This window comes from Pseudonocardia sp. ICBG1142, from assembly GCF_020496255.1.
Taxonomy (GTDB): domain Bacteria; phylum Actinomycetota; class Actinomycetes; order Mycobacteriales; family Pseudonocardiaceae; genus Pseudonocardia.
Window position 1 is genome coordinate 1 of the sequence record NZ_JAHLJC010000030.1, and the last position, 22,167, is coordinate 22,167.

General features: G+C 74.2%; 24 protein-coding genes, 1 tRNA gene and 1 pseudogene. 9 read left to right on the forward strand and 17 right to left on the reverse strand.

Annotated features, from left to right (window positions below):
• The 4 genes from KPL59_RS13960 to KPL59_RS13970 form a co-directional block, all read right to left on the reverse strand.
• Positions 1-493, reverse strand: a 493-nt coding sequence (locus KPL59_RS13960) for an SDR family NAD(P)-dependent oxidoreductase (RefSeq protein WP_226361050.1), incomplete at its 3' end; no start/stop codon positions are given.
• A 138-nt stretch (positions 494-631) separates the two neighbouring features.
• The gene (locus KPL59_RS35675) at positions 632-994 is read right to left on the reverse strand and encodes an NAD(P)-binding oxidoreductase (RefSeq protein WP_255677073.1); all 363 of its coding nucleotides are present in this window, start codon (positions 992-994) and stop codon (positions 632-634) included.
• On the reverse strand, positions 961-1,296 hold the full coding sequence (locus KPL59_RS35680; RefSeq protein ID WP_255677074.1) for an NAD(P)-binding oxidoreductase: 336 nt from the start codon (positions 1,294-1,296) through the stop codon (positions 961-963). Before KPL59_RS35680 ends, KPL59_RS35675 begins: the two co-directional genes overlap by 34 nt.
• 50 nt (positions 1,297-1,346) lie before the next feature.
• Complete coding sequence (locus KPL59_RS13970; protein WP_226361051.1) at positions 1,347-2,063, reverse strand: DsbA family protein; 717 nt, start codon at positions 2,061-2,063, stop codon at positions 1,347-1,349.
• Positions 2,064-2,168: 105 nt separating this feature from the next.
• Between KPL59_RS13970 and KPL59_RS13975 the strand changes: the two genes are divergently transcribed.
• Positions 2,169-2,582 (forward strand): helix-turn-helix domain-containing protein, encoded by a 414-nt coding sequence (locus KPL59_RS13975; RefSeq protein WP_308187883.1) that lies wholly within the window; start codon positions 2,169-2,171, stop codon positions 2,580-2,582.
• Positions 2,583-2,808: 226 nt separating this feature from the next.
• Here KPL59_RS13975 and KPL59_RS13980 read toward each other — a convergent pair whose 3' ends face one another.
• Entirely contained in the window at positions 2,809-3,480 is a 672-nt protein-coding gene (locus KPL59_RS13980) for a TetR/AcrR family transcriptional regulator C-terminal domain-containing protein (RefSeq protein WP_226358591.1), read from the reverse strand.
• Between the two features lie 140 nt (positions 3,481-3,620).
• Between KPL59_RS13980 and KPL59_RS13985 the strand changes: the two genes are divergently transcribed.
• The gene (locus KPL59_RS13985; RefSeq protein ID WP_226361052.1) at positions 3,621-5,186 is read left to right on the forward strand and encodes an MFS transporter; all 1,566 of its coding nucleotides are present in this window, start codon (positions 3,621-3,623) and stop codon (positions 5,184-5,186) included.
• Between the two features lie 263 nt (positions 5,187-5,449).
• On the opposite strand, the gene KPL59_RS13990 is transcribed toward KPL59_RS13985, so the two are convergent.
• The 5 genes from KPL59_RS13990 to KPL59_RS14010 all read right to left on the reverse strand — a co-directional run bounded on the left by KPL59_RS13990 (position 5,450) and on the right by KPL59_RS14010 (position 9,830).
• Positions 5,450-5,525, reverse strand: a tRNA-Ala gene (locus KPL59_RS13990).
• A 52-nt stretch (positions 5,526-5,577) separates the two neighbouring features.
• On the reverse strand, positions 5,578-6,831 hold the full coding sequence (gene glpR / locus KPL59_RS36895; RefSeq protein WP_308187884.1) for a gephyrin-like molybdotransferase receptor GlpR: 1,254 nt from the start codon (positions 6,829-6,831) through the stop codon (positions 5,578-5,580).
• Positions 6,832-7,033: 202 nt separating this feature from the next.
• A complete protein-coding gene (locus tag KPL59_RS14000; protein WP_075308419.1) occupies positions 7,034-7,699 on the reverse strand; it encodes a GNAT family N-acetyltransferase in 666 nt (221 codons plus the stop codon).
• A gap of 5 nt (positions 7,700-7,704) precedes the next feature.
• The gene (gene glp / locus KPL59_RS14005) at positions 7,705-8,925 is read right to left on the reverse strand and encodes a gephyrin-like molybdotransferase Glp (protein ID WP_082375558.1); all 1,221 of its coding nucleotides are present in this window, start codon (positions 8,923-8,925) and stop codon (positions 7,705-7,707) included.
• A gap of 2 nt (positions 8,926-8,927) precedes the next feature.
• Positions 8,928-9,830, reverse strand: coding sequence for a UTP--glucose-1-phosphate uridylyltransferase (locus KPL59_RS14010; RefSeq protein WP_020627027.1), 903 nt, complete (start codon positions 9,828-9,830; stop codon positions 8,928-8,930).
• A 36-nt stretch (positions 9,831-9,866) separates the two neighbouring features.
• Between KPL59_RS14010 and KPL59_RS14015 the strand changes: the two genes are divergently transcribed.
• From KPL59_RS14015 to KPL59_RS14025, 3 genes are all read left to right on the forward strand, one after another.
• A complete protein-coding gene (locus KPL59_RS14015) occupies positions 9,867-10,514 on the forward strand; it encodes a 5-formyltetrahydrofolate cyclo-ligase (protein ID WP_226358589.1) in 648 nt (215 codons plus the stop codon).
• A 107-nt stretch (positions 10,515-10,621) separates the two neighbouring features.
• Positions 10,622-10,975 carry an FmdB family zinc ribbon protein gene (locus KPL59_RS14020; protein WP_226358588.1) on the forward strand — a complete coding sequence of 118 codons (354 nt, stop codon included), beginning with the start codon at positions 10,622-10,624 and terminating at the stop codon, positions 10,973-10,975.
• A gap of 100 nt (positions 10,976-11,075) precedes the next feature.
• On the forward strand, positions 11,076-11,726 hold the full coding sequence (locus tag KPL59_RS14025) for an SAF domain-containing protein (protein WP_226358587.1): 651 nt from the start codon (positions 11,076-11,078) through the stop codon (positions 11,724-11,726).
• Between the two features lie 62 nt (positions 11,727-11,788).
• Here the strand turns inward: KPL59_RS14025 and KPL59_RS14030 are convergent, their stop codons facing one another.
• Positions 11,789-13,099, reverse strand: coding sequence for an acyl-CoA dehydrogenase family protein (locus KPL59_RS14030; protein ID WP_226358586.1), 1,311 nt, complete (start codon positions 13,097-13,099; stop codon positions 11,789-11,791).
• 313 nt (positions 13,100-13,412) lie between these two features.
• On the opposite strand from KPL59_RS14030, the gene KPL59_RS14035 reads away from it, so the two are divergent.
• The 3 genes from KPL59_RS14035 to KPL59_RS14045 are packed head-to-tail and all read left to right on the forward strand — an operon-like array spanning position 13,413 to position 16,574.
• Positions 13,413-13,883: an Rrf2 family transcriptional regulator gene (locus KPL59_RS14035; RefSeq protein ID WP_060713339.1), complete on the forward strand. Its 471-nt coding sequence runs from the start codon at positions 13,413-13,415 to the stop codon at positions 13,881-13,883.
• A gap of 22 nt (positions 13,884-13,905) precedes the next feature.
• Positions 13,906-15,210, forward strand: a complete 1,305-nt coding sequence (locus KPL59_RS14040) for an acyl-CoA dehydrogenase family protein (protein WP_060713340.1) — start codon at positions 13,906-13,908, stop codon at positions 15,208-15,210.
• On the forward strand, positions 15,210-16,574 hold the full coding sequence (locus tag KPL59_RS14045; RefSeq protein WP_226361053.1) for a DNA-binding protein: 1,365 nt from the start codon (positions 15,210-15,212) through the stop codon (positions 16,572-16,574). The genes KPL59_RS14040 and KPL59_RS14045 overlap by 1 nt, the downstream gene beginning before the upstream one ends.
• A gap of 18 nt (positions 16,575-16,592) precedes the next feature.
• On the opposite strand, the gene KPL59_RS14050 is transcribed toward KPL59_RS14045, so the two are convergent.
• The gene (locus tag KPL59_RS14050) at positions 16,593-16,760 is read right to left on the reverse strand and encodes a hypothetical protein (RefSeq protein ID WP_020625817.1); all 168 of its coding nucleotides are present in this window, start codon (positions 16,758-16,760) and stop codon (positions 16,593-16,595) included.
• A 168-nt stretch (positions 16,761-16,928) separates the two neighbouring features.
• On the opposite strand from KPL59_RS14050, the gene KPL59_RS14055 reads away from it, so the two are divergent.
• A complete protein-coding gene (locus KPL59_RS14055; protein ID WP_075332959.1) occupies positions 16,929-17,348 on the forward strand; it encodes an antitoxin in 420 nt (139 codons plus the stop codon).
• A 72-nt stretch (positions 17,349-17,420) separates the two neighbouring features.
• On the opposite strand, the pseudogene KPL59_RS14060 reads toward KPL59_RS14055, so the two are convergent.
• The 5 genes and pseudogenes from KPL59_RS14060 to KPL59_RS14080 form a co-directional block, all read right to left on the reverse strand.
• A pseudogene (locus KPL59_RS14060) lies at positions 17,421-17,914 on the reverse strand (molybdenum cofactor biosynthesis protein B).
• Positions 17,915-18,137: 223 nt separating this feature from the next.
• Positions 18,138-18,608: a PDZ domain-containing protein gene (locus KPL59_RS35685; protein WP_308187885.1), complete on the reverse strand. Its 471-nt coding sequence runs from the start codon at positions 18,606-18,608 to the stop codon at positions 18,138-18,140.
• Entirely contained in the window at positions 18,602-19,924 is a 1,323-nt protein-coding gene (locus KPL59_RS36540; protein WP_305080548.1) for a trypsin-like peptidase domain-containing protein, read from the reverse strand. Before KPL59_RS36540 ends, KPL59_RS35685 begins: the two co-directional genes overlap by 7 nt.
• Positions 19,925-19,983: 59 nt before the next feature.
• Complete coding sequence (locus KPL59_RS14075; protein ID WP_020623812.1) at positions 19,984-21,441, reverse strand: cell wall metabolism sensor histidine kinase WalK; 1,458 nt, start codon at positions 21,439-21,441, stop codon at positions 19,984-19,986.
• The gene (locus KPL59_RS14080) at positions 21,438-22,133 is read right to left on the reverse strand and encodes a response regulator transcription factor (RefSeq protein ID WP_060713345.1); all 696 of its coding nucleotides are present in this window, start codon (positions 22,131-22,133) and stop codon (positions 21,438-21,440) included. The genes KPL59_RS14075 and KPL59_RS14080 overlap by 4 nt, the downstream gene beginning before the upstream one ends.
• Between the last annotated feature and the right edge of the window lie 34 nt (positions 22,134-22,167).

Below are 22,167 nucleotides of genomic sequence, written 5' to 3' on the forward strand. Positions count from 1 at the left end.
GAGCCGGGACGGGGCGGAGCGGCCTGCGACCCTTCGAGGAGGCCTGCCGCCGGTGGCGTCGAGGGCGTGCTCCGGTGATCCAGCGCGCCCGGTCGGTGGCGAGGGAAGAAGGGGCCTTGGCGTTGACCGCGAAGATCTCGTCGATCTGCTCGGCGGGCACCTGTTCCGGGGCGCTGCCGGCGGGCGTCGTCGCGGCGGCGTTGTTCACCAGGATGTCCAGGACGGCCTCCCCGGTGTGGTCGCGCTGTCCTGCCTCCAGCTGGTGGAGGAGCTGGTCGACGGCGCCGGGCGTGCCCAGCTCCGCGCCGACGGCGAAGGCCCGGCCGCCCTCCTTCTCGATGAGGTCGACGGTCTGCTCGGCGGCCTGCTCGTCGCGTCCGTAGTGCACGGCGGCCAGGGCCCCCTCGCGGGCGAGGCCGAGCGCGATGGCCCGGCCGATGCTGCGGCTGGATCCGGTGACGAGGGCGGTCTTGCCGCTGAGTGTGCTGGTCATGCTGGTGTCCTCGCGCTCCTCGGGAGGTGGGGTGCCGGTTGCTGTCAGGTCACTCCGGTCCGGCGTCGCGATCGACGGACGGCGCATCCGAGCTCGGAGCGCTGTTGCGCATGAGGCGGATGCGGATCACGGAGTGGGTCAGCGGCGTGCGTTCCAGACCAGGGGCGCCTGGCGGATCCAGGCGTCGTCCTCGACGGTCTGGACGAGGAACCGGGCGAGGTCGGCGCGGTTGATCGTCGTGCCGGGCTTCTCGGTGCCGGCCTCGGCCGCTCGCACGGGACCGGAGGCGGGCTTGTCGGTCAGGGCGACGGCGCGAGCCAGGGTCCAGTCGACGTCGGACGAGGCGCGCACGACCTGGTCGACGCCGGTGTGGTCGTCGAAGCCCACCTTGACGTTCGACAGCGTGATGAACGCCTTGACCAGCGGGTTGAGCCGAGCCCAGTCGTCGCCCGCGCCCTGGGTGGAGGTCAACACGATGCGGCGGATGCCCTGCTCGCCCATGACGGTGGGGTGTCGCGGGCGGCGTCGGCCATGAACGTCGGCGGGCTGACCGGCTTGGCCCACGGGTTGTCGGACGCGCGGGCGTTGTTCAGCACGCTGATCACCGCCTCGGTGCCTTTCGCGGCCCGGCGGATGTCGTCGATGTTCGCGGGGGTGCCCTGGACCAGCTCGACGCCGGCCGGCGCCCGCACCGCGTCGGGGTTGCGGACCAGCGCGCGGACGAGGTGGCCGCGCCGGGCCGCATGCTCCAGCACGTGGGCGCCGGTGCGGCCGCTGCCGCCGAGGACCAGCAGGGTGCTCATGGTGATCGCAGTGCCTTTCGAGGAGTGCAGGGGTGAGTTCAGGGGGTGGATCAGGCGCGCTCGGGGACGGCGCAGCCGTTCGGTCCGCAGACCGGGGCATCGCCGCCGGCGGTGGCGAGGGTCAGGGGGTGGCTGTCGTCCCAGGCCGTGCGCAGCAGCTCGAGGAGGCTGTCGCTGTCCTGGGCGCCGGGCACGCCGTAGCGGCCGTCGACGACGATGAACGGCGCACCGGCCGCCCCCAGGCGCTGGGCGCGGGCCGCGTCGTCGCGGACCTGCCGGCGGTAGCGGCGGTCGGTCAGGGCCTGGCGGGTCTGCTCGCGGTCCAGGCCGAGCTCGTCGGACAGACCCAGCAGGTCCTCCGGGGAGAAGACCGGCTCGGCCCTGCCGAAGTAGGTCCCGAAGATCAGGTCCCAGGCCTCGCGGTTGCGGCCCTGGGCGCTGGCGTGGGCGAGGAACTCGTGCGCCAGATCGGTGTTGCCGACCTCGTTGTCCAGCACCCGGTAGGGGGTCAGGCCCTCGCTCTCGGCGAGCTTCTCGATCCGCCGGGTCGAGGCCTCGGCCCGGTCGCCGCCGATACCGTGCTGGCGGAGCAGGGCCTCACGGACGGAGAAGGTGCGCCCCTCCGGGAAGCTGCCGCTGAGCGGGAACGAGTGGTGGACCAGGTCCACCTCGTCCGAGTGCTCGAACCGCTCGACGGCCCTGGCCACCCGGTGGTTCCCCAGCCCGCACCACGGGCAGGTCACCTCGGACCAGATCTCCACCTTCATCACGCGCCTCCATTACTTACGACTTGTGCGTAACGCCATGATGGACCAGCATGGGAGGCGATACAAAAGGCACATCGGTGTGCGTGCCGGAGAGGAATGTGCGTCATGGAGACGACCGCGGAACGAGAGACGGCAGCAGGAGCGGCGGCGATCGGGCCGTGTGCGGCCATTCCTGCCGAACACATGGACTTCATCCGCCAGACCCTCGACCGCGTCGGCGACAAGTGGAGCCTGCTGATCATCGCGGTCCTGCAGTCAGGACCACTGCGCTACACCGACCTGCAACGACAGGTCCCCGGCATCTCCCAGCGCATGCTCACCCTCACCCTGCGCCAGCTCCACCAGGACGGCCTGATCACCCGCACCGCCTACGCCGAGGTCCCCCCGCGCGTCGAGTACGCCCTCGCCCCGCTGGGGCACGGCCTCCACGAGATCGTCACCTCCCTGATCGGTTGGGCTGCCGACCACCACGACGAGATCCGTGCCAACCGCGAACGCGCCGCGGCGGCCGGACGATGAAGAAGCCTGCGTTCGCCGGCGTCGCGACGATCCGCGAAGCCAGCAGCCCGGTGAAGCTGTCGGCGTTACCGGCGGCCTCGCCATGGAGGCCATCGGTGCGCTGGGCACGGCCATCGTCAGTACGGTGCCGGCGCTTCTCGCCGTCGCGCTGCGGTGGGCTGCCTCGCTGATCCGATGCGGGCCGTGGGCGGCACGGCCGGCCATGCAGATGAACGCCAGACGCCGGTCAGCTCGCCGGCGGCACACCCTGACCGTGGTGTTCGAGGCGGGCTTGGAGCCCGTCGAGCAGGGTGCGGAGTCCGAACTCGAAGCTGGCGTCGTTGACGTCGGCCGGGTCAGCGCCGGCGAGGGCGATGTAGCGCTCCAGGAGCAGTGGGTGGTCGGCGAGGTCGGCCTTGACCTGCTCGACCAGCTCGGCCGCATCCGCTGACTCGCTGCCGGGCGGCGGGGTCCGCCCCCAGGCGTCACCGACGACGTAGGAGAACACGGTCGCACCGGCCCAGTCGAGGTCGAATCCGGCGAAGCCGGCCTGGTGGCAGACCTGGAGCAGGTGGTCCTGGAACCGCACGATGCCTGGTCCGTGGATGCGGGGATTGGCACTGAATGCTGCGGTCAGCCAGGGGTGGCCGGTGAACAGTCCGCGCAGTTCGCGGGCGGTGGCGGCAAGCCGACCCCGCCACGACTCGTCGCCGCTGGTCAGTTCGAGCTCGGCGAAGACCGTGTCGACGGCGAGACCGACGAGGTTGTCCATGTTGCCGACGTGCCAATACATCGCGTTCGCCGAGGCGTTCAGGACCGTGCCGAGTCGCCGAGTACTCAGCGCGTCGAGACCTTCGGCGTCCAGAAGGGCGACGGCGGCGGCAATGACGCGCTGCCGGTCGAGTCGTTCGGTGGCCACGAGCCCTACCCTACGAACCTTCTTGTGCACTGCGCAAGTCTCTTGTACGGTGCGCAAGTCAAACTTGCGCAGTGCACAAGGAAGGAACCGCGATGACGGCTTCGCCCGACCACGACAGCCCATCGACCGCTCCCGCCGCAGTGAGCAGGCGTTCGTGGCTGACACTGCTGGCGGTCGCGCTAGGGATCATGGTGATCCAGCTCGACGGCACGATCGTCTCCGTCGCCAACCCCGCGATCGCCGCGGATCTGGAAGCCAGCCCGACTCAGATCCAGTGGGTCACCACCGGCTACCTGCTGGTCTTCGCCGGTCTGCTGATCCCCGCGGGCACGGTGGCCGACCGGCTCGGGCACAAGCGGGTCTTCCTCATCGGCGTCGGCGGCTTCACCCTTGCCTCACTGTTGTGCGGGGTGTCGGTGAGCGTGGAGATGCTGATCGCCGGGCGCGTCCTACAAGCGGTCTTCGCCGCCGCGATCGGCCCGGCCGGACTCGCGCTGATCCGCACCGCGTTCCCCGCCGGCGCGCTGTCTCGTGCACTCGGCGTCTTCGGCGCGGTCACCGCTGCCGCCCTTGCGTCGGGTCCGCTCCTGGGTGGGGCGCTGATGGCGCTGGGTAGCTGGCACCTGGTGTTCTTGGTCAACCTGCCCTTCGGGCTGTTGGCCGTGCTGGTGGGCGCTCGGGTGCTGCAGCACTCACCGCCGCAGTCCCGCGAGCGGCTCGACCTCGCCGGAGCCGTCACCCTGGTGGCCTCGATGGTCGCTGTCATCTGGGGCATTACCGCCATCCAGGAGAACGGCTGGACGGCGGGCACCATCGGCTTCCTGGTCGCCGGGCTCGTCCTGCTGGCGGGCTTCATCCTCATCGAGGCCCGGGTGCGCCGCCCGATGGTGCCCCTGGCGCTGTTCCGCGACCGGACCTTCGCCATCGGGTGCGTGCTCAGTGTGGTGACCATGTTCGTGTTCTTCGCGATCATGTTCTACCTGACGTTCTTCTTCCAGGGCCTCCAAGGTAGGACGGCCATCGCGACCGGCCTGGCGATGCTGCCGCTGACCGCGATCTTCACCATCGCCTCGCCCCTGGCCGGATGGACCACCGAACGCCTCGGCAGCCGCGGCACGGTCCTCATCGGAGCCGGCGCCATCACCGCATCACTGCTCATCCTGCTCGGCCTCGACACCGACTCCTCGGTGCTGTCGCTGGCACCCGCACTGCTGCTGGCCGGCGCCGGCGCCGGGTTCCTGCTGGTCCCGGCCATCAACCTCGTCGTCGGCAGCGCCCCCGAGGCGCAGTCCGGTGTCGCCTCCGGGATCCAACAAGCCACCCAACAGCTCGGCGGCACCCTGGGCATCGCCGTGTTCGGGAGCATCATCTCCAGCATCGTCGCCCAGACCTTCGCCCAAGCCGTCCGGGCGACCAGCGCACCCGCCGAACTCGTCGGTGACCTCGGTGCCGACGCCGGCCTGCACGAGAGCGTCGCGCTCGGGTTTCCCGCCGGAACCCAGGAACAGCTCCGCGAGCAACTCGGCGGTCCCCTCGCCGGCGAGGTCATCCACGCGGCGCACCTGACGTTCCTGAACGCCCTCGACACGGTCTTCACCGTCGCCATCGTCACGGTGCTCGCCGCCGCCGCGCTGTCGCTGTTCATCAAGACCCCGCGCGCGAGTCAGTCCGCCGGAGCTGAGGCGACGACGTCCCGGACTCGATGACACCCCCTCATGGCCCGCTCGCCGAAACGGTCCACTCCGAGCCGGCGCGATCGCCGAACAAGAGAGCCAGGGGTACGAAATCGAACGTGACGCGCTGCGCGATGAACGCGCCAGGCTGGTGCAGGCTCGCTACGCGGGAACCGTGCCCCTCGACCGCTCGCATCCGAACAGGAGGTCCAGACCCTCGTCATCCGCCGGACAGGACAGGCGGCGGGAAGGTGGAACTCACAGCGGTGATGTCGCCGGTGTGAACAACGACCTTGTGGTGGAGCTGAGGGGAATCGAACCCCTGACCTTCTCGATGCGAACGAGACGCGCTACCAACTGCGCTACAGCCCCAGGTGTATCAGGCCCGCCCTCGCGGGCTGACCTGAAGAACCCTAACAGACCCCTACTCCCCCACCGCACGCCGGTGGGGGGTACCCGCGTCGAACTCGTCGGGCTCCTCCTCGGCGTCCACGTCGACCAGCGACGTCCCGGCCGGGACGGGCGGCGGCGGGGCCGCGGCGAGGCGCGGGAGCGACGACTCGTGCTCGGTCCCGACGGGCCCCTCGACGGTGCGTCCGCGGGCCGGGAGCACGCCCAGCGGCTCGCCGGTGCCGCGGACGCGGGTGGGCTCGCCGTCGTCGGCGGTCCAGTCGTCGTCCTCGTCGGTGACCGCGGTGTCGGGGGCGGCGGTCGCGCGGATCTCGTCGTCGGCCCGCCCGGTGGAGGCCTCGCGGCCGCGGTGGGCCCACTCGTCGAGCTCGGGGTCGTCGGCGGCCGGGGACTGCCGGGTGCCGGCCAGGCGTGCGGCACGGCGGGCTCGGATGCCCTCCTCGATCCGGACCTGGCGACGCAGGTAGGTCAGGTAGCCGACCAGGCCGACGCCGACGGCGCCGGTGACCCACCAGAACACCGTCGAGACCAGCAGCGCGGCCGCGCCGGCGGCGAGCAGCAGCACGAGCAGACCGAGGACGACGCGCTGGCGGAACGCGTACTTGGCGTGCGCGGCCGCGGCGGCGGCCTCCGGGTCGAAGCCCCCGCGGCCGGGCCGGTAGCGGGCCGGCGGGCGGGACCAGCCGTCCTCGTCGACCTCGCCGATCCCGTCGGCGTCGATCCCGTGCTCGTCGTCGGCGTCGACGAGGTCGGCGGGTGCGTGGTCCTCGTCGAACCGGGGGTCGCGCTCCCGGTCCGACCGGACCCGCTCGTCGAGGCCGGCCTCGTCGTGGTCCACGAGGTCGTGGTCGAGATCGGCGCGGTCGTCGTCGCGTTCGAGATCGGCGCGGTCGAGATCGTCATCGCGATCGTCGCGGTCGTCGAGATCGGCGCCCCCGGGCCCGCGGACCCGGCCGTCGTCGTCGATCTCGGCGTCGTCGTAGACGTCCTCGGCGTCGTCGTAGGCGTACTGGTCGGCCTCGTCGGAGCGCCCACGGGGAGCGGGGACGTCGTCCCGCGCCTCCGCCAGCTCGCCGACCGTGGTCGGACCGGATCGCTGTGTCACAAGAACCTCCGGGTGTCGATGCCGCGCGGGACGTTCCAGCACCCGCCCGGACAGCAGCGCCGGGCTGAGCCGGGCCACTTCCTGCTGGCGCCGGGCGACGGTCGGAACGAGGATCAGCAGCCAGAGCACGACCAGACCCACGAAGATCACAGAGCTGGGCACGGCTGCCTCCTCCCCGACCGGTGCAGTCCACCCGGTGGAACGGCCCCGACCCGCGCCACCACCGATCACCGTAATCGGGCGTGTGCCCGTACCCGGGCCGCGACGCGCCGTGGTCCCTCGGACGGACGGTGCGAAACCAGAGACGTGCGGTACACGTGTGACTCCGGTGAGTGATCGAACGAGGTGCGGGGGCTGCGCAGGGTCAGGACCGCGACGCGCGGCCGTGGCGCACCAGCCGGGCCGCGAAACCACCCGGCGGGACCTCCTCGGCGGTCACGGCGTAGGCGTAGTGGTCGCGCCAGGCGCCGTCGACGTCGAGGTAGCGCTGGAGCAGTCCCTCGCGGCGCAGCCCGAGCCGGGCGAGCACGGCGATGCTGGCCGCGTTCTCCGGGCGGACCGTGGCCTCGACGCGGTGCAGCCGGACCGGGCCGAAGCAGTGGTCCAGGACGAGCGCGACCGCCGCGGTGGTGATCCCGCGCCCGCCCAGCGTCGAGTCCAGCCAGTAGCCGACGTAGCCCGACAACAGCGGTTCCCGCACGACGTTGCCGACCATGACGTGCCCGGCCATCGCCCCGTCGACGGTGATCGCGAACGGCAGCGACAGCCCGCGCCGGGCGGCCCCGCGCAGCAGCCACCACCGGCCGGGCCACTCCACACCGGAGTTGCGGCGGGCCCATCCGCCGTAGGTCGTCGGCTCCCAGGGGCGCAGGAAGTGCTCGTCCCGCACCCGGATCCGGGCCCAGTCACCGCCGTCGCGCAGCCGGACCGGGCGCAGCCCCACCTCGTGCCCGCGCACCCGCAGCGGCCCGAGCACGGCGGGCCAGCCGGGGTGGCCGCCAGGCGGTTCGGGGACGACGGGCGGCGGCACTCGGCTCAGTTCCGCCCGCGGGGGACGAGCTCGACGTGCTCACCGACGGTCATCTCGGTGACGTCCTCGTCGATGACCGCCAGGGCGTTGACCTCGGACAGCACGGCCAGCAGGTGGGTACCCGACGCGCCGAGCGGCTGGGCGAGCAGCTCGCCGTCGTCGTCGGACCGCAGCAGCCGTGCCGGGATGTAGGACCGCCGCCCGGCCGGCGAGACGATCGGCGAGGTCAGCCGCGCGGTCCAGGTGCGCCGCAGCGGCTCCTGGCCCAGCGCCAGCCGGATCAGCGGCCGGACGAACACCTCGAACAGCACCAGCGCCGTCGCCGGGTGCGACGGGAACAGGAACACCGGCACGGCGTCCGGGCCGAGCCGGCCGTAGCCCTGCGCGGAACCGGGGTGCATCGCGACGCGGGTGTCGTCGATGCCGCCGAGGTCGGCCAGCCCGCTCTTGGCCTCGGCCGCGGTCGTCCCGCCGCCCGCCCCGCAGACCACGACGATCTCCGACGCCGGCAGCAGGTCCTCGACCGCACCGCGGATCTCCGCGGCGCTGCCGCCGACGGTGCGGGGCCGGTTGGTCTCCGCGCCCGCCTCACGGGCGGCGGCGACCACCGCGTGCGAGCAGACGTCGGCGACCTGCCCGGACGCCGCCGAGCGGCTCACCTCCACCAGCTCGTCGCCGACCGAGACGACCGAGACCCGCGGCCGCGGGTGCACGAGCAGCTTGTCCCGGCCCGCGGCGGCGAGCATCGCGACCTGGGCCGAGCCGACGACGTCACCCTCGCGGACGGCGACGTCGCCGGACTGGACGTCCTCCCCCACCCGGCGCACGAAGCCCGCCGACGGCACGCCGCGGCGGATCGTGAGGCGCGCGGCGCCGCCGTCGGTCCACCCCAGCGGGGCGACGGCGTCGGCGAGGGTCGGCAGCGGCGCCCCCGCCGCGACACGGACGGCCTGGCCGGGCTGCAGCCGCAGCGGCTGCCGCGACCCGGCGGCGATCTCGCCCACCACCGGCACGGTGACCGGGGAGGCGTCGCTGGCCCCGGCGACGTCGACGCTGCGCACCGCGTAGCCGTCGATCGCCGCCTGGTCGAAGACCGGCAGCGGACGCGCCGCGACGACCTCCTCGGCGCTGCGCAGCCCCTGCGCGTCGGTGATCGCGACGCGCACCGGGGCCGGGCGCACCGCCACGTCCAGGATCCGGGACAGGTGATCGGTGACCGTGCGCACTCTCAGTCCTTCAGTCGCTCGTTCAGCCAGGTCCGCAGATCCTCGCCGTACTCCGGGTGCTGCAGCATGAAGTCGACGTAGGCCCGCGCGTACCCGGCGGGGTTGCCCAGGTCGTGGCGCCCGCCGCGGTGCACGACCACGTGCACCGGGTGCCCCTCGGAGATCAGCAGCGCGACGGCGTCGGTCAGCTGCAGCTCACCGCCCGCGCCCGGGGTGATCCGGTCCAGCGCGTCGAAGATCGCGCGGTCGAGCAGGTAGCGACCGGCCGCGGCCAGGGTCGACGGCGCCTCGTCCGGGGCGGGCTTCTCGACCATCCCGTGGACCTGCTTCACGTCGTCGGCGCCGGTGTCGGAGACCTCGAAGACGCCGTAGGCCGAGATCTGCTCGCGCGGCACGTCGAAGGCGCAGAGCACGCTGCCGCCGTGCTCCTCGCGGACCTGCGCCATCCGGGCGAGGACCCCGGTCGGGAGGACCAGGTCGTCGGGCAGGAGGACGGCGACGGCCTGCTCGTCGTCGGCCAGCGCCGGGCCGGCCTGGGCGACGGCGTGGCCGAGGCCCTTCGGCTCGTACTGGTACACCGACTCGACCTCGAGCAGGCCGGGGGCGCGGCGGACCTTGTCGGCCAGCTCGCCCTTGCCCCGGCCCTCCAGGGTCTTGACCAGCTCGTCGTCGGTGCGGAAGTAGGCCGCGACCGAGTCCTTGCCCGGAGAGGTCACGACCAGCAGCCGCTGTGCGCCGGCCTCGGCGGCCTCCGCGGCGACGAGCTCGATCCCGGGCGTGTCGACGACGGGGAGCAGCTCCTTCGGCACGGCCTTGGTCGTCGGCAGGAACCGGGTGCCCAGACCCGCCGCCGGGACGACGGCGGTGCGGAAGGCCCCGGTGCCGCTGGACGTCTGCACGCTCATGGTCGGCGAGCCTAGCCACAGCTCTAGCCTGGAGCCGTGACGGCTCGCGCGGGGGACGGGGGTGGATCGTCGCCTGATCAGGGTGGACGACCCGGTGAGGCCAAGCGGGCACTGCGGCGGCTGCTGCTGGCGGAGCGTCGCGGGCGCCCGGTCACCGACCGGGCCGCGGCGACCGCCGCGCTGTCGGTGCACCTGTGCGCGCTCGCCGCCGCGACGCCCGGCCCGGTGGCCTGCTACCTGCCGATCGGCACCGAACCCGGCGGGGCGGGATCGGGGGTGCCGTCACTGCCCGACGCCCTGGTCGCCGTGGGCCACGAGCTCCTCGCCCCGGTGGTGCCGGACGAGCCGGGGCCGCTGGACTGGACCGTCTACCGGGGGCCGGACGACCTGGCGCCCGGGCCGCTCGGGGTCGTCGAACCGACCGGTCCCCGGCTCGGACCCGCCGCGCTCGCGACGGCGGGCCTGGTCGTGGTGCCCGCGCTGGCCGTCGACCGGCGCGGACGACGGCTGGGCCGCGGCGGCGGCTTCTACGACCGGACGCTCGCGCTCGCCGCGCCCGGCGCCCTGCTGGTCGTCCCGCTGTACGACGGCGAGCTGCGCGACGAGGTCCCGGCCGAGGACCACGACGTGGCGGTGGGGGCGGTCGTCCTGCCCGGTGACGGGGTGGTGCATCTCTCGCCCTGACCGTGTGGACGGGTCGGCCCGCCCGTCGCCGCGGAGTATGCTGGCACTCGCTCTCGTCGAGTGCCAGCCCATGGGCGGGCACCGCCCCAGTTCGTCCGGAGGATGTTGTGCCGACCTACCAGTACGCATGCACCGCGTGTGACCACCGCTTCGAGGCGGTGCAGTCGTTCTCCGACGATGCCCTCAGCACCTGCCCGAACTGCGGCGGGAAGCTGCGCAAGGTCTTCTCCTCGGTGGGCATCGTCTTCAAGGGCAGCGGCTTCTACCGCACCGACTCCCGCTCGGGTTCGGTGAGCAGCGGGTCCTCCTCCGAGTCGGCGAAGTCCGACAGCTCCTCGTCGAGCTCGTCGTCGGACTCCTCGTCGGGTTCGTCGGGCTCCTCGTCCTCCTCCTCGGACTCGGGCAGCTCGTCGTCCTCGACGTCGTCCACCGCCTCGTCCTCGAAGGCCGCCGCCTCCTGATCCGTCCACAACCGGCCGAGTTGTCCACAGGCCGGTGGATCGGCCCGTTCTGAGCCGCGTCCCGCCCTAGCGTCGGAACCACGACGGCGGAGGGACGGTCATGGCGGAGGAGACACAGCGGGCGGACCGCCCGTGGGAGCGGTTGCTGCGGCGGCCCTCCTGGTCACGGGCGTTGCTGGCCCGCCGCGTGCTGGCCGCTGCTCTCGCGGTCGCGGCCGTGGTGGTGGCGCTGCTCCCCGCCGCGGGTGACGAGCGGGTCCCGGTGCTGGTCGCGGCGCGCGACCTCGCCCCCGGCACGGCGCTGGGCCCGGCCGACGTGGTCGTGGCCGCCTGGCCGCCCGCCCTCGCCCCCGCCGGTGCGCTGACCGCGCCCGCCGCCGTGGCGGGGCGGCTGCTCGCCGGACCGGTGGCCGCGGGCGAGCCGATCGGTGAGCTGCGGCTGGTCGGGTCCGCGCTCGCCGTCGTCACCGGCGGGCCGGGCGCCTCGGCGGTGCCGCTGCGCCCGGCCGACCCGGCGGTGGCCGCACTGCTGTCCCCCGGCTCCCGGGTGGACGTCGTGGCGGGCGGCCCGGACGGCGCGCGTGTGCTGGCCGCCCGGGCCGGGGTGGTGGCGGTGCTGCCGCCCGCCACGGGGGCCGCCGGAGCGCGGGCGGACCCGGGGCCGCTGGTGCTGGTCGCGCTGCCCGAGGCGGAGGCGACCGCGGTGGCGGCGGCGACGCTGGCCGGCGAGGTCACGGTGACCCTGCGATGACCGCGGCGGCACCACGGGCCGCAGGCGTCGGGTGCCCGGCACGCGGCCGGGCACCCGGTCGGTCAGCCGGCGATCGTGCCGATCGACTCGTGCTGCTTGCCGAAGACGACCATGTCGTCGTCCATGATCGCCCGGGGGTTGAACAGCGGGTCGGCGAGGATGCCGTGCACGCGGCGGCGCTGCATGCCCATGTTGCCGCCGTCGTAGATCGGGAGCACCGCGACCTCGCGCAGCAGCTTGCCGAAGCCGTTGGCGGTCTCCAGGCTGTTGACGCCGACGATCTGCATGCACTTGTACACGCAGTCGATCATCATCTCGGTCACCTGGATCTTGTTCATCGCGCCGACCAGCTCGGCGTGCTGGTCGTGCTTGTCCAGGTAGTCGGCGGCCCGCCAGCAGAAGTAGCGCGCCATCTCGATCTTCGACGCGACGTCGCCGAGCACGTAGCCGACGTTCTGGAACTCGATGATCGGCTTCAGGGCACCCGCGGTGTTGTTGCGGGCGAAGTCCAGGGCCGTCTCGTAGGCGGTGCGGGCCATGCCCACCGCCGCGATCGCCGCCACCGGTCCGGACCAGGCGAAGTTCCGGTTGATCACGAGGTCGCCGTTGCCCTCGGCGCCGGGGAGGAGGTTCTCCACCGGGATCCGGGCGTCGGTGAACACGATCTCGGCGTTCGACGCGAGCCGGTGACCGATCTTGTCGAGGTGGCGGAAGGTGACGCCCGGCGTGCCGCCCTCCAGGATCAGCGCGGACAGTCCCTCGGTGCCGCCCACCTCGGAGTCGGTCCGGACGATGAGCGTCCCGGCGTTCACGCCGTTCTCGTCCCACCCCGCCGAGGACGGCCAGTACTTGCGCCCGTTGACGACGAAGTGGTCGCCGTCGCGGACGGCGGTGAGTCCGACGCCGGCCGGGCGCGGCAGCGGGATGTCGAAGTTCGCGGTGCCGGCCGGGTTGCCGGGCGGCTCGCTCGCGGTCCACCCGCCCAGGTAGGTGCCGGTCGGGTCGGAGGTGGCGGCCCGCAGGATGCGTTCCTTCTGCTCGTCGCTGCCGTACCAGGCGATGGGCATGAGGCCGAGGCCGTTGCAGAGCACGGTGCAGGCGAAGCCGGGGTCGACAGCGCAGATCTCCTCGGCGGCGATGACCAGGTCGACGCAGGAGACCCCTCCGCCGCCGTACTCGGCGGGCAGCATGCACATGGCGATGCCCGCCTTGTACGCCTCGACGTAGGCGCCCTTGGTCATCCGGAAGCCCTCGAGCGGGTCGGGCTCGGCGTCCGCCGCCGCGACGACCGGCTGGAGGACGTTCTCGGAGAACGCACGGACGTCGTGCTGCAGCTTGCGCTGCTCGTCGGACAAGGTGAAGTCGACAGGCATGGCGCTTCCCTTCGCATCGGGATCGGGGACGGCACCGGGCCGGAACCGGTACCCGGCGTACCGGTTCGGAACTGGCTCGGTGGCCGCCGACCATCGGGCCCGCGGCGCCGTCGACGGAAGGTCCGTGTCACGAGCGGCGCCACCCCGGTCACGTGCGGTGTCGCGACACCCTCGTGCAACGCCCGGGAGTGCCACGGCGGCGTCGACGGCACCGGTCCGAGGGCCGCCACACGAGCTTCACCTGGGGAAACACAGCGGTAACCGGTAGATCGAATACTGCTTTCATCCCCGGCGACGAGGAGCACACGCGCCCGTGAAACACACCAGCCACGCCGACTACGCCCTCCGTGTCCTCATGTACCTCCGGGTCGCCCCGGGCGGGCGGGGCTCGGTCGGCGAGATGGCCGACGCCCACCGCGTCTCCCGCCACCACCTGGAGAAGGTCGTCCAGCGGCTCGCCGCCGCCGGGCTCGTCGCGACCTCCCGCGGGCGGGGCGGCGGTGTGCGGCTGGCCGCGCGGCCGTCGTCGATCACGGTCGGGGCGGTGATGCGGGCGATGGAGAGCGACTTCGCCGTCGTCGAGTGCCTGGGGCCGGCGCGCTACTGCCGGATCGCGGGGGTGTGCGGGGCCCGGAACGTGTTCTCCGATGCGCTGGACGCCTACTTCGCGGTGCTCGACGCCGCGACCCTCGACGACATCGCGGACAACGACATCGGGCTGCGCGGAGCCCTCGAGCTCACCGGGACCGGCTTCCGCGGCCACGGGCCCGACTCCCCCCGGTGACCGGAGCCGCAGGAGGTGACCGATGGCCGTCGACTTCACGCTCTCCCGTTCCCAACGCGACCTGAAGCGCCGGGCTCGTGAGTTCGCCCGGGAGGTGCTGCGCCCGGTCGTCGAGCGGGCCGAGTCGCTGCCCGACCCGCAGGAGGCGTTCCGGGCGACCCGACCCGCCTACGAGGCCGCCTACGCCGCGGGGCTGACCACGCTGTTCCTGCCCCGCGAGCTCGGCGGCGGCGGGCTGTCCCAGGTGGACTTCCTGATCGCGGTCGAGGAGCTGTGCGCGGTCGATCCCGGCTTCGCGACGACCCTGCTGGTCAACGGCCTCGCCCTGAAGCCGCTGCTCTGGGCCGCCCCCGAGGAGCTGCGCGACCGGTGGATCCGGCGCGCCACCGGTGACCCCACCGGTCGCTTCCTGGCCGGGTGGGCGGTGAGCGAGCGGGGCGGGACCGCGAACTTCGACCACCCCGACCGGCGGGCCGGCATCCAGCTCGTCGCCACCCACGACCGCGCCCGCGGCGAGTACGTCCTGCACGGGGAGAAGCACTGGCCGTGCAACGCGGGCGGCTGGGACCTGCGGGGCGCCGACCTGAGCGTCTGCATCGTGCGGACCGACCGCACCGCGGGCGGGACCTCGGCACTGAGCGCCGTCGTCGTCGAGCGGGGCACGCCGGGGCTGTCGTTCGAGGTGATCGACAAGATGGCCCACCGCACCTGCCAGAACGTGACGATGACCTTCCGCGGCGTCCGTGTCCCCGAGGAGAACGTCTTCGCCCACGGCGACGGGGACCTGCTCATCAACCGGGCCTTCACCTGGTCGGGCCCGATCGCCGGGATCGCCGCGGTCGGCGTCGCGCGGGCCGCATTCGAGTTCACGCTCAAGTGGGCGCGGACCTTCACCGGCGGCGGCTCGGCGCCGGTGATCGAGCACCAGGCGGTCGGGAACCTGCTCGCCGACGTCGCGGCGCGGATCGAGGCGGCCCGCTACCTGTGCTGGAAGGCCGCGCACTACCTGGACCGGCACGACGGGCAGGGTCAGGCGCTCGCCGGGATGTCGAAGACGTTCTGCACCGAGCTCGTCAGCCAGGTGGTGAACGACTGCATGCGGGTGGTCGGGGTGAACGCCCTGGACCGCCGGTTCCCGATGGAGCGCTTCTACCGCGAGGCCGCCGTCTTCCCCCTCTACGACGCCGGCAACCTGGCCATGCAGCGCCGTCGCACCTGGGGCGTCATGACCGACCCCGGCTACGACCCCGACGTCTTCGCCGACGGCGACCCGCTCCCCTTCACCCGATCCATGGAGGGCATCGGCACCGTTCCGGGGGTGCGCTGATGCCCGACCGGGACGGCTCATCGGCCTTCACCCGCACCCGGGACGCGTGGGAGCGCTTCGCGGCGGGCGACGAGGTGCCCGCGGACGTGCCGTTGTCGATCGCGCTGTCCTGGTTGCGCTGCCGGGACCACCACCGGCTCGACCCGCTGGCGCCGGTGCAGGCCCCCGTGCGGGACGACGTGGTCTACCGCCGGGAGCACGCCTCGGTGTTCACGATGCTCGGTGCCGTCGCGGCGGGGATCGCCGGCAGGCACGACGGGTGCGTCGCCGCGGTCACCGACGGCGACGGCCGGGTGCTGGCCTCGTGGGCGGCACGCGGCTCGGGCGAGTGCGCCCCGGCCCCGGGCAGCGTCTGGGCCGAGGCGCGGGCCGGGACCAATGGTGCCGGGACGGCGCTCGCCCACCCGCGGGCGGTCTGTGTGCGGGGGCCGGAGCACTGGAGCTCGGCACTGCACGACCACAGCTGTGTGTCGACGGCGGTGTGCGACCCGGTGCTCGGCACGGCGGTGGCGGCGCTGACCGTCTCCACCCGGGGTCACTGCCTGCCGGTCCGCCCCGACGACCTGCTCCTCGCCACCGGCCCAGCGCTCCGCGTGCTGTGCGACGCCGCGGCCCGCTCCAGCGCCGTGCTGGCGGGTGCCTTCGTCGACCTGGACCGGCGCGAACGGCGACCGCTGCTCGCGCTCGACGGCGGCGGCCGGGTCGTCGCGGCGAACTCGGCGGCCCGCCGGCGGAGCCTGCTCCCCCGCTCCGACGGCGGCCGGGCGCTCGGCCGGGCCGTCGCACCGGCGCTGATACGGGCCAGCGGGGGCGACACCTGGTCGGGGACGGTCCTCGTCGGCGCCGCGGGTGACACCGGCGGCGCCGGTGGCACCGGTGGCGCCGGCGGCGCGGACCCGCTGGTGTTCCGGCTGCGCCCGGTGCCCGGTGACGCGGGTCCGGTCGGCTTCCTCGCCGTCGCCGACGGCGCCGGGGCGGGCACCGACGACGTGCTGCCGGTCCCGGCTCCCACCCCCGCCGGGGACGCGCCGGACCGGGTCGCCGCGGTCGGACGGGGCGGACGGCTGCACCTGCTGGCCTGCGACGACGTCCGGCACGCCCTCGCCGACGGCCACGACGTCTGGCTGGTCACCGACGTCGGTGTGCTGCGGGCGGCGCACCGCGGGATCGACCGGTTGGCCCGCGAGCTGGAGCCCGCCGGGTTCCTCCGGGTGCACCGTGGACACCTGGTGAACGCCGCGCGGATCCGGAGCGTGCACCGCGGACCGGACGGCATGACGGTGGCCACCGACCGGGCCGGTGCCGAACGGATCCCGGTGTCGCGCCGCGCCGTCCCGGCGGTGCGGGCCGCGCTCGGTCTCTGAGCCGCCGGGCCCGGCGGGTCAGCCGCCGTGGTGCGGGGGGCGGTTCTCGGTGAACCAGCGGTCGGGGTCCGCGGAGTCGCGCTCGTCGGCGGCGCCGTAGTCGGCCCGCTCGTCGGCGGTGGTCGAGGGGTCGTCGCCGAAGATCTCCTCGATCCGTCGGCGCATCCGGTCCGCGGGCTCGCTCATGGCTCCATGGTGCCGTGCGCGGGCGGCGCGGGTGGACACCGATCCCGCGTCACCGTGCCGTGCCGGGCTCGCGGGGCCCCACGACGACCCGTCCGGGTGCCACCATGGAGGCAGCCGTACGCATCCGCCCGGGGTTCCCCGGGCGGCGACAGGAGAGGCGGACCGCTCATGGGGTTCCTGGACAAGGCACGCGAGGCTGCCGAGAACGCGATCGAGAAGGCGAAGCCGCACCTGGACAAGGCATTGGAGCAGGCGGGCCCGCACCTGGAGAAGGCCAAGGAGAAGGCGGGCCCGCTCGTCGGGAAGGCCGCGGAGAAGGTCGACCAGGCCACGGGCGGCAAGTACTCGGAGCAGATCGACGGGGTGAAGGGCAAGGTCGAGGGCGCGCTCGGGCACCACGACCCGGCCGCTCCCGGCGCCGGCACGCACGGCGACGCCGTCCCGCCGGTGCCGCCCGCCCCGCCCGGCGGTGACGCGTTGAAGCCGCAGGGCAACCCGGCCGCGTCGCAGCAGCCGCCGGCCGTGCCGCCGGTCCCGCCGGAGCGCAAGGACGACGGCGGCGTCCCGCCGGTGCCCCCGGCGAGCTGACCACACGACGAACGGGCCCCGGCATCCGCCGGGGCCCGTTCCGGTCGTGGGACCGGCCGCCGTGTGACCGGGTCAGTCGTCGAGGCCGGACAGCTCCGAGATGACGTGCGGGACGAGCGGGGTCAGCGTCGCCATGCCGTCGCGGACGGCCGCGCGGGACGCGGCCAGGTTGACCACCAGCGTGCTGCCAGAGACGCCGACGACGCCCCGGGACACTCCGGCGTCGACCGCTCCGGCGGCGAGACCGGAGGCGCGGATGGCCTCGGCGATGCCCGGCACCGGCCGGTCGAGGACACCGGTGGTGGCATCCGGGGTGACGTCGCGGGGGGGGACACGCCCGTTCCGCCGACGGTCACGACCAGGTCGACGCCGCCGATCACGGCGGTGTTCAGCGCGCTGCGGATGGCCACCACGTCGCCGGGGGCCGAGACCACGCCGTCGACGAGGAAGTTGGCCTCCTCCAGCAGCTCGGTGACCAGCGGACCGGTGCCGTCGGACCGCTCACCCGCGCTGACCCGGTCGTCGACGATCACCACGAGAGCACGGCCGATCTGCGGACCCGACATCTCCATGCCGTCACCCTAGCGCCGGCCCGGGGCCACCCCGGGGGAGGCCGTGCCGGTGCCGGGAGGGGGGACCGGCACCGGCACGACACTCCGGGCGCATTCGATGGGGCACCACCGAATGCCGAACCACCCCATCACGACGGTTCTTCACCCGTCAACGACCTGCCGTTCGCACCACCCGCACGGCCCCGTCCGGTCGGACGACGTCCACCCGGGCGGGCCGTCACTGCTCGCCCAGCGTCACCTCGACGGTCCGGGTCGCCCCGCCCGCGTCGAGGACCTCCAGCTGGACGACGCTGCCCGGCGGCTGCGACCGCACCGCGGCCTGCAGGTCCGTGCCGGTGGTGACCCGCTGGTCACCCAGCCGGGCGACGATCTCCTGCAGACGCAGCCCGGCCTTCGCGGCCGCGCCGTCCGGGGTGACCTCCTGGATCACCGCGCCGCGCAGCTGCGGGTCGTTGCCGACGGTCACGCCGAGCACGGCGTGCGTGGCCTTGCCTCCGGAACGCAGCTGGTCGGCGATGCGGCGGGCCTGGTTGATCGGGATCGAGAAGCCGACGCCGATCGAGCCGCCGCCCGGCCCGGCCGTCGCGATCGCGGAGTTGATGCCGACGACCCGGCCGTCGGCGTCCACCAGCGGGCCCCCGGAGTTGCCGGGGTTGATGGCGGCGTCGGTCTGGATGGCGTTCAGCACCGTGTCGCTGGCCCCGGCGCACCGGACTCGGCGGGGATGCCGACGGCCCGGTCGACGGCCGAGACGATGCCGGTGGTGACCGAACCGCCGAGCCCGAGCGGCGACCCGAACGCGGTGACCTGCTGGCCGACCCGGACGCGGTCGGAGTCGCCGAGCTCGACCGTGTTCAGGCCGGGCAGGTCGGTGCGCACGAGCGCGATGTCGGACTGCGGGTCCTGCCCGACGATCGACCCGATGGCGGAGCGGCCGTCCTGCAGGACCACGCGCAGCGTCCCGCCCTGCGCCGCCGGGGCGACGACGTGGTTGTTGGTCAGGATCAGGCCGTCGTTGCCGACGATCATGCCGGAGCCCTCGCCGCGGTCACCGACGTTGCCCGCACCGCCGTCGACCCTGATCTGGACGACGGCGGGCAGCACCTTCTCGGCGACGGCCTCGATCGATCCGGCCGGTGCCGTACCCCCGGACCCGCCCGCGAGGCGCGTGCCGACCAGCCCGCCGAGGGCACCCGCGACCAGCGCGATGAGCAGCCCGGCCGCGACCAGGACGACTCCTCGGCGTCCGCGGCCGGGCGGACGCGGCGGGGCGGGTGGGGCGCCGACGGCCCACGGGGGCGGGGTGGGCCCACCGGGGGCCGGTGCGCCGGCCGCGTCCGGGTGCGCCGGGAGCTCCCGGGTGCCGTCCGCCGGCACCGGCGTCGTGTCCGTCGGGCTGTCCCGGGTGTCCGCATTGGGCGCGGCGCCGCCGGAGCCCGTGGCGGGCGCGTCGGCGGCGGTGGAGCCGGGGCGGGCCCACGGGTTGGCGGGCACGGCCCAGCGGTCGGTGGGCGGGTCCTGGGTGGAGACGGCCTCGGTGTCGGGGCCGTGGTCGGGGTACGGGGCAGCGGCCTCGTCGGCCGGGGTGCCGGTGGACTCGGGAGCCGTGCCGGACATGCCGGTCGCGCCGGCCGTCGACGCGGCGGTCACGCCGGATCCGGTGGACGCGCCGCCGTCGGAGGCCGCAGGTGCCGGCGCGGACTCCCCACCCGGACCGGCCGCGGCGGTGCCGTCGGCCGGGCCCGCGTCGACACCGTCCCCGGCAGCGCCCGGTGAGCCGGTGGCCGGGCCGTCGGCGGACCCGTCCGACGCAGATCCGTCACCGGGGACCCCGGACGAGGAGGACCGTGGTCCGTCCTGCTCGGTGTCGGTGTCGCCGGAGGGCCCCGCCGGTCCCGCGGGGGCGGAGGTCGCGCCGTCGCGGCCGGAACCGCCCCCGGAGTCCCCGCCGGACGTCCCCGCTGCGGTGCGGGTCGGCTCGTCGGGCGGGTTGTCCTGGGTCATGCGTCCACCGTCCGTCGTCTCACAGGAGCACCACCCCGTCACGGGGGTGTCGCACCAGGTTATGGGCTGTCCGGCTCCGCCACGTACCGGCCCGGCAGGGCCATCGAGAGCAGCGCACCGCCCTCCGGGGCCCGCCCGGCCCGCACCTCTCCCCCGTGCCGCGCCGCCGCCTGCGCGACGATGGACAGCCCCAGCCCGGAGCCGGGCATGGTGCGCGAGGTGTCGGCCCGGTAGAAGCGGTCGAACACGTGCGGCAGGTCCTCGGCGGCGATCCCGTCGCCCTCGTCGGCGACCTCGATGACCAGCCACTCCGGCGAGATCGGCACCATCGACAGCCGCACGGTGCCGCCGGGCGGGCTCCACTTCACGGCGTTGTCGAGCAGGTTGAGGACGGCACGTTCGAGCGCGCTGGCGTCGCCGTCGAGGATCCACGGGGTCCGGTGGACCTCGAACTCGACCTCCCCCGCCCGTCGCTTCACCCGGTCCAGGGCGCGGTCGACGATCTCGGTGAGCTCCAGTGCCTCGCTCGTCATGGTCGGGGCGTCGTCGCGGGCGAGCTCGACGAGGTCCCCGACGAGGTGGGACAGCTCCTCGACCTGGGCGCGGACGTCGTCGAGCAGCTCGGTGCGGTCCTGGGCCGGCAGGTCGGGGGTGTCCGGCCGGTCGGCGGAGGCGAGCAGCTCCAGGTTGGTGCGCAGCGAGGTCAGCGGGGTGCGCAGCTCGTGCCCGGCGTCGGCGACGAGCCGGCGCTGCTGTTCCCGCGACGCGGCCAGCGCGCCGAGCATCGTGTTGAACGACTGGGTGAGCCGGGCCAGCTCGTCGGACCCGGAGACCGGGATCGGACGCAGGTCACCGGTCTTGGCGACGCGTTCGGTCGCCGCGGTGAGCCGCAGCACCGGCCGCAGCCCGGTCCGGGCGACCGCGACCCCGGCGAGCGCGGCCAGCACGACACCGCCGAGCCCGACGATCGGCAGCGCGGTGCCCATCCGGGTCACCACCCGGGTCATCGTGTCGAGCCGCTGGGCCAGCACCAGCGCACGGCCGTCCCCGGCCCGGACGGCGACGATCCGGTACGGCACGCCGTCGAGATCGGCGGTGCGTCCCGGCTGGGTCGGCCCGCCCTGGGCGACGGCGACCTCCGGCTCCCCCAGCGGCGGCCGCGACGACTCGTCGGCCGAGGTCGCGATGCCGGAGGAGTAGACGAGCGCGATGTGCAGGTCGGCGGCGCCGAGCACGTCGGGCGGGAGCGCGGCGAGCAGCCGCGGGTCGATCAGGTCGCTCTGCGCGGCGGCGTAGGCACGCTGGCGCAGCGTCTCGTCCAGCGAGCTGGTGAGGTTCTGGCGCACCACGAGGAACGCGGCGGCGGACACGAGCAGCACCATCGCGGCGGCGACGAGTGCGGCCAGCACCCCGATCCGGGCGCGCAGCGTGAACCGCTCGCGGTCCGGCTCGGCCGCGGGCCCGCGGCGCCACCAGCGCTCGGCCCGCTCCTCGTCGAGCGGGAGCGGCTGGGTCACGGCGGGGTGTCCCGCAGGACGTAGCCGACGCCGCGCACCGTGTGGATCAGCCGCGGCTCGCCCTCGGCCTCGGTCTTGCGGCGCAGGTAGCCGACGTAGACCTCCAGGGCGTTGCCGCTGGTCGGGAAGTCGTAACCCCACACCTGCTCGAGGATCTGGGCGCGGGTCAGCACCCGGCGCGGGTGCGCGAGCAGCAGCTCCAGCAGGGAGAACTCGGTGCGGGTGAGGCTGATCGGCCGTCCGCCGCGGGTCACCTCACGGGTGTCGGGGTCCAGCGACAGGTCGCCGAAGGTCAGCGCGGGGCTGGTGCCGGCGTCGTCGTCGGTGTCGGGGGTGCGGCGGCGCAGCAGCGCACGCAGCCGGGCCAGCAGCTCCTCCAGCGCGAACGGCTTGGGCAGGTAGTCGTCGGCGCCGGCGTCGAGCCCGGCGACCCGGTCGGACACCGCGTCGCGTGCGGTCAGCACGAGGATCGGGAGCGCGTCACCGGCGCTGCGCAGCCGCCGGCACACCTCCAGACCGTCGACGCGCGGCATCATCACGTCCAGGACGAGCGCGTCCGGCCGGTCGGTGAGCATCTTGTCCAGCGCGACCTGGCCGTCCTCGGCGAGGTCGACCTGGTAGCCGTTGAAGGCCAGCGAACGACGCAGCGAGTCCCGGACCGCCTTGTCGTCGTCGACGACCAGAATGCGCATGGGCGCCAGTCTCGCCGACGGCTCTGAGAGGAAC